This window comes from Streptomyces sp. NPDC016677 (assembly GCF_055562815.1).
On the sequence record NZ_JBVHEO010000019.1, the window covers coordinates 37058 to 53554 of the forward strand.

Below are 16497 nucleotides of genomic sequence, written 5' to 3' on the forward strand. Positions count from 1 at the left end.
CTTCGGGCACCCGCGAAACGTAACCACGTATCACATCCGTACCGTGACGGACACGCGTCGAGCGGCTGGCGCGGCACCCTGTCAGCGGACCGCGAGCGGTGCGCTGACAGGGTGCCGCGCCAGGGCGTCCTCACGCCATGGGCGCCAGCAGTCCCAGGTCGCGCAGGCTCTCGGCGGTCTCCACGATCGTCGTCCCGGCGGGGCGCGGGGTCCAGCCCAGTTCCTCGCGCGCCCGGTCGTTGTGGATGACCGGGCGCCGCGGCTCCTCCCCCTCGGCCTCCCGGGTGGGAACGCGCGCGGCCCATCCGCCGAGCCGCCGGCGGAGCGTCTCGGCCACGTCCAGGAAGCTCAGGGCGGGGCCGTCGGCCAGCGCGAGGAACCGCCGCCCCGCCGCGCCGGGCGCGGCCATCGCGCGCAGGTGCAGATCGGCGACGTCCCGGACGTCGGCGACACCGAAGTACTGGCGGGGCAGGACGCTCAGCGTCCCGTCGAGCATCGACTTGACGAACTGGGTGGAGGAACGCAGGTCGGTGGTGAGGGTGGGCCCGAGGATGAACGTCGGGTTCACGACGACGAGTTCGAGGCCGCCTCCCTCGCGCTCCATCAGGTCCCAGGCGGCCCGCTCGGCGATCGCCTTGGAGCGCGGATAGGGCGCGAGGCCGGGGGTGTCGGGGTCGGTCCAGTCGTCCTCGGTGTAGTCGGCGTCCGGCTTGGGCGTGTAGCCGATCGCCGCGAAGGACGAGGTCAGGACGGTGCGCCGGGCGCCGGCGTCACGCGCGGCGCGCAGGACCCGCAGGACGCCCTCGCGGGCGGGGACGATCAGCTCGTCGGGGTCCTCGGGCTGGGTGGCCGGGATGGGCGAGGCCACGTGGTGGACCTCGTCGCAGCCGGCCAGGGCCGCGGGCCAGCCGTCGTCGGCCATCAGGTCCGCGGCGACGACCTCCAGACCGGCGTCGTCGGCGCCGCCGCGGCGCACCGCCGCGCGCAGGCCGGCCTCGCGGGCGGCCGTCGAGCGGACCGTGGCCCGCACCTGCCTGCCCTCCCGCAGCAACGCGGCGATCAGCTGCGTCGCCAGATAACCGGACCCGCCGGTGACCAGTACCTTGCTCATCGCTCCACCTCCAGGCGGCCTGCCGCCGCCCGCACTCGTCGGGTCGCCTCGGCCTCGGCGACGGCGTCACCGCGCTCCCGGGCGTCCCACATCGCCGCCTTCTCCCGCAGGTAGGTGAGGCGGGCCCGCTGTGCGGCCAGCTCGCGCTCGACCCGTTCCGCGTGCCGCAGCAGCAGATCACGCTGTTCGGCCGCCGCCGCCCGGCCGCGGGCCCGGTTGGCCATGTACGCGCGCATGTCCTCGATGCCCACGCCGACGGCCCGCAGGCAGGCCAGCATGTCCAGCACGTCGAGGTCCTCGGGGCGGTAGCGCCGGTGTCCGCTGCCCTCGTCCCGGTCCACCGGACCGATCAGGCCCACGTCCTCGTAGTAGCGCAGCGTCGGCTCACTCAGCCCACTGCGTCGGGATACGTCCCGAATGGTGAAGGTTGTTGCCATGGAAGGAGCAGAACACACTTCAAGCGCTTGAGGTCAAGCGTGACCCCGCGACGGCCCCGGCGGGGCGGACACACGGCGGCAACACACCGGAAATCAACAAACTGTTCAAGCCGCTTACGGTCTCTGGCTGTTGACATGTTTCCCACCCGCAGCCCAGGAGCGCCCATGGCCCCGCCCACCCCTGTGCACCCGGTCGACGAGGTTCCGCCCGTGCGGCAGTTGGCCGCCTTCGGTCTCCAGCACGTCCTCGCCATGTACGCGGGCGCGGTGGCCGTCCCGCTGATCGTGGGCGGGGCGATGGAGCTGCCGCCGGCGGATCTGGCGTATCTGATCACCGCCGATCTGCTGGTGTGCGGCATCGCGACGCTGATCCAGTGCGCCGGCTTCTGGCGGTTCGGCGTGCGGCTGCCGATCATGCAGGGCTGTACGTTCGCCGCGGTCTCCCCGATGGTGATGATCGGGACCACGGGGGGCGGTCTGCCCGCGATCTACGGGGCGGTGATCGTCGCGGGGCTCGCGATCATGCTGCTGGCACCGGTCTTCGGGCGGCTGCTGCGGTTCTTCCCGCCGCTGGTGACGGGCACGGTGATCCTGATCATCGGTGTCTCGCTGATGCCTGTGGCGGGCAACTGGGCCGCGGGCGGCTCCGGCGCGGCGGACTTCGGCGATCCGGGAAACATGGGGCTCGCGGCCTTCGTGCTCGTGGTGGTGCTCGCCGTACAGCGGTTCGCGCCGGTGTTCCTCGGCCGGATCGCGGTGCTGATCGGCATCGCGGCCGGGCTCGCGGTCGCGGTGCCGCTGGGCTTCACCGACTTCGGCGGGGTGGCGGACGCCGACTGGGCCGGGGTCAGCACGCCGTTCCACTTCGGCGCGCCGGTGTTCGAGGCCTCAGCGATCGTGTCGATGCTGGTGGTGGCACTGGTCTGCATGACCGAGACGACCGGTGACTTCATCGCGGTCGGTGAGCTGACCGGCCGGAAGGCCGAGCCGCGCTCGCTGGCGGACGGGCTGCGGGCCGACGGTCTCTCCACGGTCCTGGGCGGCGTGTTCAACACCTTCCCGTACACGGCGTTCGCGCAGAACGTGGGTCTGGTCGGCATGACCCGGGTGCGCAGCCGCTGGGTGGTGGCCGCGGCGGGCGGCATGCTGGTGCTGCTCGGCCTGCTGCCCAAGCTGGGCGCGGTGGTGGCGGCGGTACCGGCGCCGGTGCTCGGCGGGGCCGGCCTGGTGATGTTCGGGACGGTGGCCGCGAGCGGCCTGCGCACGCTCGCCGAGGTCGACTTCAAGGGCAACCACAACCTCACGGTGGTGGCGGTGTCACTGGCGGTGGGCCTGCTGCCGGTCGGGGTGCCGACTGTGTACGACCGGTTCCCGGACTGGTTCCAGACCGTGATGCACAGCGGCATCAGCGCGGGGTGCCTGACGGCGATCGTGCTGAATCTGCTGTTCAACCACCTTCCGGAACGCACCGGCTCGACGGCCGGGCAGCCGGCCGGGGAAGCGGCGCTGAGCGGCACCACGCCGGTCACGCCCGGGGAGGCCGTCTAGGCGTTCGGCCGAGCCGCACCGGAGCACGTGCGGGCATGGCCGGGCCGGGTCCGGGCCGGCGGGAGGACCGGGTCGGTGAGCAGCCGGCGGACGGCGGCTGGGCACGCGCACTGCCGGTCCGACCTGCGCCGACGCCGATACCGGAGGTGAGTGTCAGTGGTGGGGTGCAAACTGGCCGGTGTCCAGGACAAAGGCGTCGAAGAGGACGCCGCGGAGGTGATCGGCATGACCGAGGTACTGCTCGCCGTGGGCACCAGGAAAGGCCTGTTCATCGGGCGCCGGCGAAGAGGCACCTGGGAGTTCGACGAGGACCCCTGTTTCAACGCGCAGGCCGTGTACTCGGTCGCCATCGACACCCGGCGGGACACCCCGCGGCTGCTGGCCGGCGGGGACAGCGCGCACTGGGGACCCTCCGTCTTCCACTCCGACGACCTGGGCCGGTCCTGGACCGAACCGGCACGGCCCGCCGTGAGGTTCCCCAAGGAGACGGACGCCTCCCTGGAGCGGGTGTGGCAGCTGCACCCGTCCGCCGCCGAGCCCGACGTGGTCTGGGCCGGTACGGAACCGGCCGCGCTGTACCGCTCGGAGGACCGCGGGGAGAGCTTCGAGCTGGTCCGGCCCCTGTGGGAGCACCCCACCCGCTCGCGGTGGATGCCGGGCGGCGGGGGCGAGGGGCTGCACACCGTGCTCACCGACGCGCGCGACCCGCGGGCCGTGACCGTCGCCGTCTCGGCCGCGGGCGTGTTCCGCACCACCGACGGCGGCGCGAGCTGGGCGCCGTCCAACTCCGGCGTCTCCGCGGTGTTCCTGCCCGATCCGGACCCGGAGTTCGGCCAGTGCGTGCACAAGATCGCCCGGGACGCGGCCACCCCCGACCGTCTCTATCTGCAGAACCACTGGGGGGTGTACCGCAGCGACGACGCCGGCGCGCACTGGACGGACATCGGCGAGGGCCTGCCGTCCACGTTCGGGTTCGCGGTGGCGGCGCATCCGCGGCGCGGTGACACGGCGTACGTCTTCCCCATCAACGCCGACGCGGACCGGGTCCCGGCCGGCCGGCGCTGCCGGGTCTTCCGTACCTCCGACGCGGGCGGGAGCTGGGAGCCGCTCGCGGCGGGGCTGCCGCGGGAGGACCACTACGGCACGGTGCTGCGCGACGCGCTGTGCACCGACGACGCCGGGGAGCGGGCCGGGGTGTACTTCGGCAACCGCAACGGAGAGGTGTACGCGTCGGCCGACGACGGCGACAGCTGGCGGCAGCTGGCCTCGCACCTGCCGGACGTGCTGTGCGTGCGGGCGGCGGTGGTCGGATGAGGCGGTGACACCCCTGGTGACGTCCTCCGGTGCCACGAGGACGGACCCGCCCGCGGCGCCGGGAAGGCGCCGCGGGCGGGCCGACGGGCCGGGAAAACCGGACTCGCGTCCTGACGATCGCGTCAGCTCAAGGGCCGCACCTGGATGTCGCGGAACCGGACGGTGTTCCCGTGGTCCTGGAGGCGGATCGCCCCCGCGGCCGGGGTCTCCGCCCGTCCCGAGGCCGTGGGACCGTCGAGGGCCACGTCGTCGTGGACCTTCTTGCCGTTCCACACGACCGTCACCCGGGCGTCGGCGGTCTTGTCGCCGCTGTCGTCGAAGCGGGCCGCCCGGAAGACGATGTCGTACGTCTGCCAGGTCCCGGGCGCGGTGGCCGCGTTCACGTCGGGTGCCTTCTTGAGGTAGAACGCCCCGGCCTCGTTCGTGGCCGGTGTGGTGTCACCGTAGGAGTCGAGGATCTGGAGTTCGTAGCGGTCCTGGAGGTAGATGCCGCTGTTGCCGCGGTCCTGGCCGGTGACCTCCGGGGGCAGCAGCGGCACCCGGAACTCCACGTGCAGCGCGAAGTCCTGGTAGGCGTCCTTGGTGCGCAGGTCGCCGCAGCACACCTCCATGGACTTCTCGTCGGACAGCGGCCAGGCCGTGGGCCGGCCGTCGGTGTGCTGCCACTGGGACTGGGAGGCGGCGGTGCCGTCGAAGAGGGTGACGCGGTCGCCCCGCGGGTGCACGGTGATCAGGTCGAGGTTGACGTGTCCGGTGTCGCCGGGGTCGTAGCGGTAGGAGACCGAGTTGTGTCCGGCGCGCAGGGAGACCCGCTCGGTCTTCGTGGACCAGGTGTCCCAGTCGCCGGTGGAGGGGAGGGACGTCTGGCGCGGTTTCTCGCCGTTCACGTACAGGGAGAGGGACTTGGTGCCCTGGAAGGGGTCCGGGCCGTTGGAGTAGCGCAGGTTGACGTCGTAGGCGCCCTTCTTCGGGACCGTCACGTCGAAGGTGGTGGCGGCCTTGCCCTCGGTGGCGTAGCGGTCGACGAAGCCGTCGCCGGAGTAGCCGGTGTGGTCGCTGTGGATGCCGGCGGTGCCGGTGAGGGTGGCCTCCTCGGCCTCGTACAGGGTCGCGGCGGGCGGCTGCTTGCCGGGCATCTCGTTCAGCGTGTACCAGGCCTCGGTGGACCAGAGGGTCTCACCGGAGGCGGAGGCGAAGGGGCGCGGGGAGCGCAGGTGCACCACGCGGTCCGGCTTCAGGCCGTCCAGGCGCAGGCGGACGGTGCGGCCGTCGTCCGAGAGGGTGGCCGACCGTACGCCGAGCCGCTCCTCGGCGATCTTGGGGCCGCCGTAGTCGGTGGTCGGGGTGTAGCGCCACTGCTCGGCCTCGTAGCGCTCGGCGAGCTGAGCCGCGGTCTCGGCGGAGAGGGGCTGGGTGTAGGTGAGGTCGAAACCGCCGGGTACGGCGCGCATGGTCTTGATGTCGAAGGTGTTGCCGCCGTTGGGGGTCAGCTTCTGCAGGCCGAACTTGAGCTTGCCCTCCTGGCCCCAGTTGCCGTCGGCGCCCAGCCCGCCGGCGTAGATCGCGCCGTCGGGGCCGAGCGTGATGCGGTTGACGCCGGCCTCCAGGCCCTGGGTGTAGCGGAAGACGGCACCCTGGTACTGGCCCTTGACCTTCTCCAGGTAGGCGCGCTGGAGGCCGCCGTAGGTGACGTCGCCGATCAGCATCTGGCCCGCGTACCGGCCCTTCTTCAGGTACAGCGGGGTGGAGGGCGAGTTGCCGATCTCGTTCTGCGGGAACCACAGCACCGGTTCGGTGACGGGGTTGGCGTTGAAGGGTCCGGCGGGCTCGATGTAGTGGTTGAAGAAGCGGCCCTGCTTGATCTGGACGAGCTTCGAGGCCGGGAGCCAGCCGCCCTGGTTGTCGGTGGCGAACAGGTCGCCGCCGGGGCCCCAGCCGATGCCGTTGGGCGTGCGCAGTCCGCCCGCGACCGGGCTGATCTTCCCGGTCTTCTTGCTCACCTTGTAGGTGGCGCCGCGGTGGGGAGCGGGCTGCGGGACGGTGGTGGCGCCGCCGAGGTTGATGGCGACGGAGAGGTTCACGTAGAAGTAGCCGTCGCGGTAGAGGAGGCCGAACGCGAACTCGTGGAAGTTGCCGCCGTACGGCCAGGTGGCGACGGTGCGGTACTCGTCGGTGACGTCGTCGCCGTCCTCGTCGACGAGCCGGGTCAGCTCGTGCTTCTGGGAGACGTACAGGTCGCCGTCGACGTACTTGATGCCCATGGGCTCGCGCAGTCCGCTCGCGACCTTCTCGACGGTGACCTTGTCGGCGCTGGTCGCCCCGGTGACGTTGTCCAGCAGGTACACCTCGCCGGCCACGTTGTCGGTGCCGCCCCAGGTGCTGATCGCCAGGCGTCCGTCGGGCAGCCAGTCCATGCCGCTGACCTGCGGTTCGAAGCCCTCGGGGCGCAGGTCGGTGAGGGTCAGGTCGGGGCGTACGGAGGTCAGCGGGAGGCCGTCGCCGGGGGTGTCGCGGCCCGCCTCGCACTCCTTGCGGCCCGGTGCGGTGACGCGGACGACACCGGCGTCGGTGCTCAGCGCCTCGGTGGGGACGACGGTGAAGCCGTCGGCGCCGGGCGGGCGCCAGGACAGTTGCAGTTGCTGCCCGCCGTCGCGTTCGAAGTGGTCGACGCGGAACGGGTGCGGGCCGGCGGTGAGGTGGACGGTGCCGTCCTTCGGTTCGGCGCCGTGCAGGCCGTCGTGGTCGATGACGGTGGCGTCGTCGATGGTCAGCCGTGAGCCGTCGTCGCTGGTGAGCCGGAAGACGTAGCTGCCGTCGGCCGGGATGTCCAGGTAACCGGACGCCTCCGACGTGAAGTTGTCCGCGAAGCCGCCGAAGTCGGCCTCCGTGGACCAGTCGACGGTCGGCATCAGCTTGTCGTGGTTGGGGGTCTGTCCCGGTTTCAGGACGCAGAGCTTGCTCAGCGGGGTCTGCGTGTCGAAGACCCGCAGGGTGACGCCGGGCTCCTGGGGCGGGATGTCGGCCGCGGCGGTGGCGGTGGCGGTGGCGGTGGCGGTGGCGGTGGCGTACAGGCCGCCGGTGAGGACGCTCGTCGTCAGCAGGAGAGCGGCGCGTCTGCGCAGGCGTGGCAACAGGCGTGGGCGTGGGTGCATTGGTCCTCCGGGGGTGGGGACCGGACCGTGCCGGAAGTCGCTCCGGTCGTGAGCGGTGTGGCTGCAGTTCCGCCGTCAAGGTAGGAGACTTCTGCTTGACATGTCCACACTTTGTCATGGGTGTGTTCAAAGTGGCGCGTTCAAAGCGCCCTGACACCCCTTCCCCTGTTCGTTCACAGGCGGCTCACGGGCGTTCACCTGACGTGCGCATGATCCGCGGTGGGCACGCCCGGTCCGGATCGCGGCGTGCCCCTCACCTTGTGACGACAGGAAGGACGGCTGCCGATGCGGCCAGCACAGCGACGAAGAGGGCGGGGCGGAGGGTCCGGCGGACGGCGGCTGGCCGGTGCCGCGCTCGCCGCGCTCGTCCTCGTGGGCGGGAACGCGGCGGCGGCGTACGCCGTTCCCGGGACCGACCGGCGCGCCACGGACCAGCGGGACCCGGCGGACGCGGACGCGACGTCCCTGCCCGTCCTGACCCCCGCCGACGGGAGTTACCTGGAGGGCACCCGGACGATCGAGGCGACGCCGGCCGTGGCGGGTGACTCCGTCACCGGGCTCGCGGTCGACGGGAAGGCCGTCGAGGCGGAGAAGACGGTCGGCGTCTCCCGGCTGAGCTTCGACGTCGGGTCCAACTCGGTCGAGGCCCGCTACGGGAGTCACCTCCTCGTCAACGGCGAGTACCGGGCGGCCCTCGGCGACCTCGTCAACGAGCGCGGCACCATCGAGATCCCGAACGAGCACCTGGTCAAGGGCGAGAACGAGATCCAGTTCTTCGCGGGGGCCATCGAGAGCTCGTGCGGCATGAACCACGACGACTTCGTGCTCTCCGACATCCGGCTCACGCTGCTGGGCGAAGTCGCGGACGGCGAGGAGAACGAGTACACCTACTCGTTCGGTGACGGCAGTTGCGGCACCAACACCTCGCACCGGACCGAGGCGTCGCTGAGCTTCTTCGTCCTGGGCGACCCGCGGGGCACCACCGGTCTGCGGAGCGACCTGGACACCACCGAGCTGGCGGGCGGCGAGCACACCCTCACCGCGACCACCGCCTCGGGCAAGGCCGTCACCAACAAGGTGACCGTCAACAACGCCCCGGCCGGCGCGCCCCGCCTGCTGCCCGAGGACGGCACGCTGGTCCGGGGCGAGCAGCCGGTGTCCGCCGCCCTGCCGGCCGGCGACGACGGCGGGGTCGCCGCGCTGACCGTGGACGGCGAGGCACCCGTGGCCAAGCCGCAGTTGGGCAACGGCGCCGCGGTCCTCTCCTTCGACGTCGGCGCCAACTCGATCGACGACAAGTTCGACAACCACCTGCTGGTCAACGGCAAGCGCATCGACCTGGGCGGCACCTGGGTCAGCCAGCGCGTCTCCCTGCCGGTGCCGGCCCGCTACCTGGTGCCCGGCGGCAACACCGTGAAGGTCGTCACCGGCGCCTACCAGGAGAGCTGCGGCGCCAACCGCGACGACTTCCGGATCGGCGGCCTGGATCTCGCCCTGGACGGTGCCACCGTCACCGGCGAGGACATCGCGGCCTCCTACGTCATGGGCGACGGTACGTGCGGCTCGTCGTCGACCGCGCTGCGCGAGGCCGAGCTGCACTGGACGATCGACGCCCCGGCCGTGCCGGTGGTGCAGACCCTCGGTTCCGGCAGCGCCACCCTCGGCTTCACCGTGGGCAGCAACTCGATCGAGGCGCGTTACCGGAATCACGTCCTGGTCAACGGCCGGAAGGTGCCGCTGGAGAGCGACTACGTCAGCGAGCGCGTGGAGCTGGCCGTCCCCAACGAGTGGCTGGTCCCCGGCTGGAACACGATCGACGTGGTCACCGGCGGCATCGACAGCTCCTGTGGCGTCAACCGGGACGACTTCGTGCTCTCCGAGCTCACCCTCACCCCGGTCGGCGCCACCGCCGAGGGGCGGATGGTGAAGGGCTCCTACAGCTTCGGCGACGGCTCCTGCGGCTCCAGTGTCAATCCGCTGGACGAGGTCGACCTGGAGTTCTTCGTGGACGGGCCGGCCAAGGGCCTGCGTACCGACCTGGACACCACGAAGATCGCCGACGGTACGCACACGCTGGCCGCGACCTCGAAGTCCGGCAGGACCGCGACCCGGGTCCTGGCCACCGACAACTCGGCGCCGGTGGTGGCGAGCAGCACCCCGAAGGCCGGTCAGCGGATCACCGCCGCGGTCGTCCTCGACGTCCAGGTCGACGACCCCTCGGGCGTGACCGGCGGTCCGCAGGTCACACTGGACGGCAAGGCGATCGAGGCCGGCGAGGCGGTCGGCCCCGGTCTGAAGGCCGGCCCGCACACGCTCTCGGTCACCGCCACCGACGGCCTCGGCAACACCGGCACCCGCGAGATCGCGTTCACCTCCGCCGGCGTCCCGGACACCCCGGACCGGCTGACCCCCGCCTCCGGCACCACCGACGCCGGCCGGAACGTCACACTGTCCGCGCGGGTGGCCGAACCCGACGGCGGCGAGGTCACCGCCACCTTCGCGGAGGCCGACATCCTCACCCCGGGCCAGGTGTACCAGGGCACCGCCACCGCCGTGCCGACCACCCTGAAGGTCAAGGGCGAGAAGAAGGTCAAGGCGGCCGGCCTGGCCCCGGCCGACGGACGGACACTGGACGCGCCCGCCTCCTCCGACGTCACCTTCCAGCGGTTCGACGTCGGCGTGCACGGCCGGGTCGACCGGCCGGTGCTGCGCTGGGAGGGCGTCATCGACCCCGAGCGCCTCGCCTCGCTGCGGGTGTGGAACACCGGCACCCGGCAGTGGGACGTGGTGAGCAGCGCCCGCGGCGCCGCCGAGGGCGACACGGTGCTGAGCGCGGTCCTGGACGACGACACCTACGTCGACCACCGCACCGTCCACGTCATGGTCACCGGCGAGGACCCGTTCGCCGACGACATCGAGGCCGGCGACCCGGACTCCTTCGCCGACCCGGACTCGTACGACTTCTCGATCGTCCACCACACCGACACGCAGTACCTCTCCGAGGGCGCGGTCGAGCAGGAGACGGCCGCCGAGCGGGCGGTCTGGGAGAAGGCGTACGGGGACGTCGGCCGCTGGGTGGTCGCCAACAAGGACGAGCGGAAGATCGCGTACGTCGCGCACACCGGCGACATCATCGAGAACAACATCCGCAAGCCCGCCACCGAGGCCCTGCGGCAGCAGATCGTCGGTGAGCTGGAGCTGTCCTCGAAGCAGCAGAAGATCCTGGACGACGCGGGCATCCCCAACGGGGTGATCGCCGGCAACCACGACAACCAGTCGGGCACCGAGAACGGCCCGGACGCGATCTACAACCAGTACTACGGTCCCGAGCGCTACCAGGCGCTCTCCGAGGGCTGGGAGCACGCCAGTTACGGCGGTCCCTGGAAGGCGGGCGACAACCAGAACCACTACGACCTGTTCTCGGCCGGCGGCCAGGACTTCGTCGTGGTCGGCCTGTCCTACGGCGTCACCCGCGAGGAGGCCGCGTGGGCCGACTCCGTCTTCGAGCGGTTCTCCGACCGCAACGGCATCCTGCTCTCGCACGACTACCTCGCGCCGAGCACCAGCCCCGACGGACGCGGCGCCCCGTTCACCGCGCCCGACGGCTCGATGCTGTACAAGACGGTGGTCCAGGACAACCCGAACGTGTTCCTGATCCTCGCCGGTCACGAGCACGGCGTGGGCACCAACGTGAAGCCCGCGGTCGGCGAGGTCGGCCGCGGCGTGGTCGAACTCCTCGCGGACTACCAGTTCTACACGGTCTCCGCGGATCGCCTCGGCCTCACCGAGGCCGGCGGCTACCGGCCCGACGACCGGCTCAACTTCGGCGCGAGCTTCTTCCGGATGCTCCAGTTCGACGTGGACCGCTCCGAGCTGACCGTCGACACCTACTCGCCGTTCCTCGACGAGTTCGGTGCCACCAAGTACGACTCCGACCACCGGTACGACGGCACCGAGGACAACATGGTGCTGCCCATCGACCTCCAGTCCCGCGAGACGACCTTCCGGACCGACTCGGTCGCGCTGTACAACCCCGTCAGCGTCATCGGCAAGGCCGAGGTGGAGTCGGGCGAGATCGCCTCGGTGACCTGGCGGAAGCTCAAGCCCGGTACCGCGCACGCGTGGTTCGTCACGGCCCGCTCCGCCGGCGGCGGCGTCACCGCCTCCCAGCCGAGCGTCTTCGTGACGAAGGACGCCGACGGCCGTCCGGGCGACTGGGGCCCCGGATCGCCGTACTACGACTGGTTCGGCCACCTGGACGAGCGGGACTGACCCGCGCGCCCGCCCGTCGGCACCGCCGCCCCCTCAGGAGGTGGCGGTGCCGTAGTCCGGCAGGCGCAGCGCGTTGTACACGGCGCGGCCCCGTTCCTGAGAGGGCAGGGCCGTGCGGTCGCGCAGCGCGCGGTTGCGGGCGTCCAGTTCCTCCTGGGTGCGCGGGGTGACCACGGTGCCGCCGGAGCCGACGAGGGCCTGGTTCAGCGCGGCGAACTCGCGCAGGGTCTTCTCGTAGGCGGCGAACGCCGCGGTGTGGTCGGTGTGCGTGGCCAGTTCGCCGGCCAGGACGTAGGCGCCGACCAGGGAGAGGCTGGAGCCCTGGCCCGACAGGAAGGAGGTCGCGTGCGCCGCGTCGCCGGCGAGCGCGACGCGCCCCTTGGACCAGACGGGAAGGTGGATCTGGCTGACGATGTCGAAGAACAGGTCGTCGGCCTCACGCATGGCGGCCACCAGCCGGGGGATCTCCCACTGCCGGTCGGGGAAGGTGGCGGCGACGAGGTCGCGCTGCGCCTCGGGGTCGCGGAAGGCGTCGAACGGGGGCTCGGCCCGGCCGAAGAAGAGGAAGCCGTGGATCGGCTCCCCCGGTCCGTAGGCGTACAGGGCGGCGCCCCGGTCGGGGACGTTCCAGACGACCGCCTCGCGCTCCAGTCCGAAGTCGTTGGGCAAGGTGAAACCGGCGAAGACGCGGCCGAGGTAGCGGTGGTAGGGCTCCTCCGGGCCGAGGACGAGGCTCCGGGTGCGGGAGTGCAGTCCGTCCGCGCCGATCACCAGGTCGAAGCGGCGGCGGGAGCCGCCGCGGAAGGTGACGTCGACGTGGTCGCCGCGGTCGTCGAGGGTGGCGATGGAGTCGCCGAACAGGTACTCCGCCGAGTCGCGGGTGAGGCGGTACAGACCCGCCGCCAGGTCGCCGCGGCGCACTTCGAGGTCCCGCCGCGCGTCGGAGCCCGCGACGGCGGGGGCGTCCAGCGCGGCGATCGGTGAGCCGTCGGTGTCGAGGAAGGTGAACCGGTGGGTGTCCACGTGCGCCCGGCTCAGTTCGGGGAGGAGCCCCATGCGCTCGACGACACCCAGGGCGGTCCCCCGTATGTCGATGGCGTACCCGCCGCCGCGGACGCGGGGCGCCTTCTCGACGACGGTGACGTCGAAGCCGTGCCGGTGGAGCCAGTAGGCCAGGGTCGGGCCCGCGATGCTGGCTCCTGAGACGAGGACGGAGGGGGGCATGGCATACCCTTCGCGTGCACCGCATCGGAAAGATGCGTACTTTAGTTATCCTTCTTCTCGGGACTATATAGATACCTGAGTTAGGTATGCAAGTGGGTGGAAGCATGGAGGGCATGGCTGACGTACGGGAGGTCCTCCCGCACCTGGCTCGGTTGAGCAACGCGGTCAACCGCGGGCGGCTGACCGAGCGCGCCATGGAGAGCGCCGGACTCTCCCTGGACCGGCCGGCGATGACGGTCCTGCTCTCCGTGCACCTGGCGGACCGGCCGCTGCGCATCGGGGAGATCGCCGAGCGCATGCAGGTGGTGGGGCCGCATGTCACCCGGCAGGTGCAGGAGTTGGAGCGGCGGGGGCTGGTGCGCCGGATCGCCGATCCGCACGACCGGCGGGCCAGCCTCATCGAGCCCACCGAGGAGGGCGCGGAGGCCACCGACCGCTACACCTCGACGCTGGTGGGCTGGTTCACCGAGGCCATCGCGCACTGGCCGGAGCAGGACCGGGCCGACCTCGGGCGGCTGCTGCGGCGCCTGGTCACCGACGTCACCGGGCGGCTGGCCGCGCTGGACTCCGGCGAGGGGTGACCGCGGCCGTGGCCGGGCCGGTCAGGGCAGGCGCCAGTCGACCGGTTCCGCTTCCTGGCGGGCGAGGAAGTCGTTGGTCCGGCTGAACGGGCGGGAGCCGAAGAAGCCCCGGTCGGCGGAGCGGGGCGAGGGGTGGGCGGACTCGATCACCGGGTAGCGGTCGAGGTGCGGGCGCAGGTTGCGGGCGTCCCTCCCCCACAGGACGGAGACCAGGGGCCGGCCGCGCTCGGCGAGCGCGCGGATCGCCTGTTCGGTGACCTCTTCCCAGCCCTTATCGCGGTGCGAGCCGGGGCTGTTGGGCCGGGTCGTCAGCGCCCTGTTGAGCAGGAGCACGCCCTGCCGGGTCCACGGGGTGAGGTCGCCGTTGGACGGGCGGGGCAGGCCCAGGTCGCTCTGCAGTTCCTGGAAGATGTTGATCAGGCTGCCGGGCAGACGGCGCACCTCGGGGGCCACGGCGAAGCTCAGACCGATCGCCATCCCCGGCGTGGGATAGGGGTCCTGTCCGACGATCAGGACCCGTACGTCGTCGAAGGGCTGCTGGAACGCGCGCAGGACGTTCGGCCCGGCCGGCAGGTAGGTGCGGCCGGCGGCGAGTTCGGCGCGGAGGAAGTCGCCCATCGCGGCGACGCGTTCGGCCACCGGTTCCAGGGCCTTCGCCCAGCCGGGCTCGACAAGTTCATGGAGAGGTCGTGGTGCCACGGGGAGTCACTCTACTGGCGGACGGGGGCGTGCTCCGCCGGAGTCGGAACGGGGCGCCCCGAGCGGTACGCTTCGTCGCCGTGACGGACGGATATCTCGCCGTGGACTCCGGCGGTTCCGGGCTCCGGGTCGCCGTCGGGGCGTACGGGACCTCGGGGGCTTCCGGACGCCGTACGCCGGTGCGGCGCGGGTCGCGCGAGCCGGTCCGTACCGGCTCCCGGGGCATCGACCCCGGGCATCTGATGGAGCGACTGGCACCGCTGGCGCGGGCGTCGGCCGCCGAGGCCGGGGTGGACCGGATCGCCGTCGCCGTGGTCGGGGCGGCGGGGCTCGCCACCCTGGGGGACGCCCTGCGCGCCGAACTGCCCGGCGCCCTGGCCCGGGAGCTGGGGACGCGGACGGTCGCGCTGGCCGCCGACGCCGTCACCGCTTATGCCGGGGCGCTCGGTTTCCGGCCCGGCGCCGTGGTCGCCGCGGGTACCGGACTGATCGCCGTCGGCACGGACCTGACCGGCTGGCGCCGCGCGGACGGCTGGGGGCACCTGCTCGGCGACTGCGGGGGCGGCGCCTGGATCGGACGGGCGGGGCTGGAAGCCGCCCTGCGGGCGCACGACGGGCGGTCCGGCGGCTCCGCGCCGCTGCTGGCCCGCGCGACGGAACGCTTCGGGCCGGTGACGGGCCTGCCCGGCGCCCTGTACCCGCGTACGGACCGGGCCGCCGTCCTCGCTTCCTTCGCGCCGGACGTGGCCCGCTGCGCGGACGGCGGTACGGGGGGCGACCCGGTGGCCGCGGGCATCCTGCGGGACGCCGCCCGGCACATCGCCGACTCCGCCGCCGCGGTCTGCCCGGACGGGGACGGTGCCCGGGTCGCCGTCACCGGCGGGCTGCTGAAGCTGGGCCGGGCGCTGACCGGGCCGCTGGAGGAGGAGCTGACGGACCGGCTGCCGCGGGCGCGGCGGGTGCCGGCCGAGGGCGATCCGCTGGACGGCGCGGTCCGCATCGCGGCCGGGCTGGCGGCCGGCCGGCCCGCCCTTCCGGACGCTCCGGGAATGCTGTGGGTGACCGCTGCGGGGGGTGGCTGACTTCGGTCTTCCGGTGAGGGGAATCGTGCCGATGTCGTCCGATCCGTACATCACTCTTCAGACAAAACCGGACGGATACCGCTCACCTGGGCCCTCCCCGAACAGGGGAGCCCGGGAAGTTAGTAACATGCGGCGCCATGAGCTCCCCCACTGGGCCCGCGTCCGGCCTGCCAGTACGAATGCCGCGCCCCCGCCAGCCGGGGCGCCACCGCCGACCCGAGCCGCTGGTGGCTCCCGAGGGAGCGCCCGCGCTCGTCCTGGCCGTTCCCGGCACGCCCAGCGCCACCACCCGGGGCCTGGCCGAGGAGGTCGTGAGCATCGCCCGCTCCGAACTGCCCGGCCTGGACGCCCGGATCGGCTACCTGGACGGGGACGAGGAGGAGTACCCGTCGCTGGCCGCCGTGCTGGCCCACGCGGCCGAGGAGCGCACCGCCCGCTACGAGCAGGCGGTCGCCGCCGGGGCCGAGGTGAAGGAGCCCGACGGTCCCGTCGCCGTCGTCGTACCGCTGCTCGCCGGGCCGGACAGCGCGCTGCTGCGCCAGGTCCGCCAGGCGGTGATGGACAGCCGGGTCGCGGCCGAGCTGACGGACGTACTGGGTCCGCACCCGCTGCTGGCCGAGGCGCTGCACGTGCGGCTGTCCGAGGCCGGTCTGGCCCGCGCCGACCGGGCCCGGCTGTTCACCGTGGCGACCGCGGCGGACGGCATCGTGCTGGCGTCGGTGGGTGGCGACGAGGCCGTGCAGGCGGCCGGGATCACCGGCATGCTGCTGGCCGCGCGCCTGGCCGTGCCGGTGATGGCGGCGGCGCTGGACCAGGAGGGCTCGATCGCGTCCGTGGCCGAGCAGCTGCGCGGCTCCGGCTCCCAGCAGCTGGCGCTGGCGCCCTACCTGATCGGTCCGGAGATCGACGCGGCGCTGCTGGAGGAGGCGGCCAAGGAGGCCGACTGCTCGGTCGCCGAGCCGCTCGGCCCGTACCCGGCCATCGGCAAGCTGGCGCTGGCCAAGTACACGACGGCGCTGGGCATCACCCCGCCGCAGCCGCAGGGGACGCCCGTTCGCTGACGGCGCCATGACGGGT

General features: G+C 72.6%; 11 protein-coding genes. 6 read left to right on the forward strand and 5 right to left on the reverse strand.

Going from position 1 to position 16497, the window contains the following annotated elements:
- Positions 1 to 130: 130 nt before the first annotated feature.
- Both ACZ3IG_RS32385 and ACZ3IG_RS32390 read right to left on the reverse strand, forming a co-directional pair.
- Positions 131 to 1111: an NAD-dependent epimerase/dehydratase family protein gene (locus tag ACZ3IG_RS32385; RefSeq protein ID WP_467436561.1), complete on the reverse strand. Its 981-nt coding sequence runs from the start codon at positions 1109 to 1111 to the stop codon at positions 131 to 133.
- Positions 1108 to 1548 carry a MerR family transcriptional regulator gene (locus ACZ3IG_RS32390; RefSeq protein WP_467436563.1) on the reverse strand — a complete coding sequence of 147 codons (441 nt, stop codon included), beginning with the start codon at positions 1546 to 1548 and terminating at the stop codon, positions 1108 to 1110. The genes ACZ3IG_RS32385 and ACZ3IG_RS32390 overlap by 4 nt, the downstream gene beginning before the upstream one ends.
- A 165-nt stretch (positions 1549 to 1713) precedes the next feature.
- On the opposite strand from ACZ3IG_RS32390, the gene ACZ3IG_RS32395 reads away from it, so the two are divergent.
- A complete protein-coding gene (locus ACZ3IG_RS32395; RefSeq protein ID WP_467436564.1) occupies positions 1714 to 3096 on the forward strand; it encodes a nucleobase:cation symporter-2 family protein in 1383 nt (460 codons plus the stop codon).
- 156 nt (positions 3097 to 3252) lie between these two features.
- The gene (locus ACZ3IG_RS32400; protein WP_467436565.1) at positions 3253 to 4410 is read left to right on the forward strand and encodes a WD40/YVTN/BNR-like repeat-containing protein; all 1158 of its coding nucleotides are present in this window, start codon (positions 3253 to 3255) and stop codon (positions 4408 to 4410) included.
- Between the two features lie 122 nt (positions 4411 to 4532).
- Here ACZ3IG_RS32400 and ACZ3IG_RS32405 read toward each other — a convergent pair whose 3' ends face one another.
- Positions 4533 to 7562 carry a 3-keto-alpha-glucoside-1,2-lyase-like domain-containing protein gene (locus ACZ3IG_RS32405; protein WP_467436566.1) on the reverse strand — a complete coding sequence of 1010 codons (3030 nt, stop codon included), beginning with the start codon at positions 7560 to 7562 and terminating at the stop codon, positions 4533 to 4535.
- A gap of 285 nt (positions 7563 to 7847) precedes the next feature.
- Here ACZ3IG_RS32405 and ACZ3IG_RS32410 point away from each other — a divergent pair, with 285 nt between their 5' ends.
- Entirely contained in the window at positions 7848 to 11834 is a 3987-nt protein-coding gene (locus ACZ3IG_RS32410) for a metallophosphoesterase (RefSeq protein WP_467436567.1), read from the forward strand.
- Between the two features lie 33 nt (positions 11835 to 11867).
- Here the strand turns inward: ACZ3IG_RS32410 and ACZ3IG_RS32415 are convergent, their stop codons facing one another.
- Positions 11868 to 13058 carry an FAD-dependent monooxygenase gene (locus ACZ3IG_RS32415; RefSeq protein WP_467436568.1) on the reverse strand — a complete coding sequence of 397 codons (1191 nt, stop codon included), beginning with the start codon at positions 13056 to 13058 and terminating at the stop codon, positions 11868 to 11870.
- Positions 13059 to 13171: 113 nt separating this feature from the next.
- Here ACZ3IG_RS32415 and ACZ3IG_RS32420 point away from each other — a divergent pair, with 113 nt between their 5' ends.
- Complete coding sequence (locus ACZ3IG_RS32420; RefSeq protein ID WP_467436569.1) at positions 13172 to 13639, forward strand: MarR family winged helix-turn-helix transcriptional regulator; 468 nt, start codon at positions 13172 to 13174, stop codon at positions 13637 to 13639.
- 21 nt (positions 13640 to 13660) lie between these two features.
- On the opposite strand, the gene ACZ3IG_RS32425 is transcribed toward ACZ3IG_RS32420, so the two are convergent.
- Positions 13661 to 14338, reverse strand: a complete 678-nt coding sequence (locus ACZ3IG_RS32425; RefSeq protein WP_467436570.1) for a uracil-DNA glycosylase — start codon at positions 14336 to 14338, stop codon at positions 13661 to 13663.
- An 80-nt stretch (positions 14339 to 14418) separates the two neighbouring features.
- Between ACZ3IG_RS32425 and ACZ3IG_RS32430 the strand changes: the two genes are divergently transcribed.
- Positions 14419 to 15420, forward strand: coding sequence for an N-acetylglucosamine kinase (locus ACZ3IG_RS32430; protein WP_467436572.1), 1002 nt, complete (start codon positions 14419 to 14421; stop codon positions 15418 to 15420).
- Positions 15421 to 15557: 137 nt separating this feature from the next.
- Positions 15558 to 16481 carry a sirohydrochlorin chelatase gene (locus ACZ3IG_RS32435; protein ID WP_467436573.1) on the forward strand — a complete coding sequence of 308 codons (924 nt, stop codon included), beginning with the start codon at positions 15558 to 15560 and terminating at the stop codon, positions 16479 to 16481.
- Positions 16482 to 16497 lie beyond the last annotated feature (16 nt).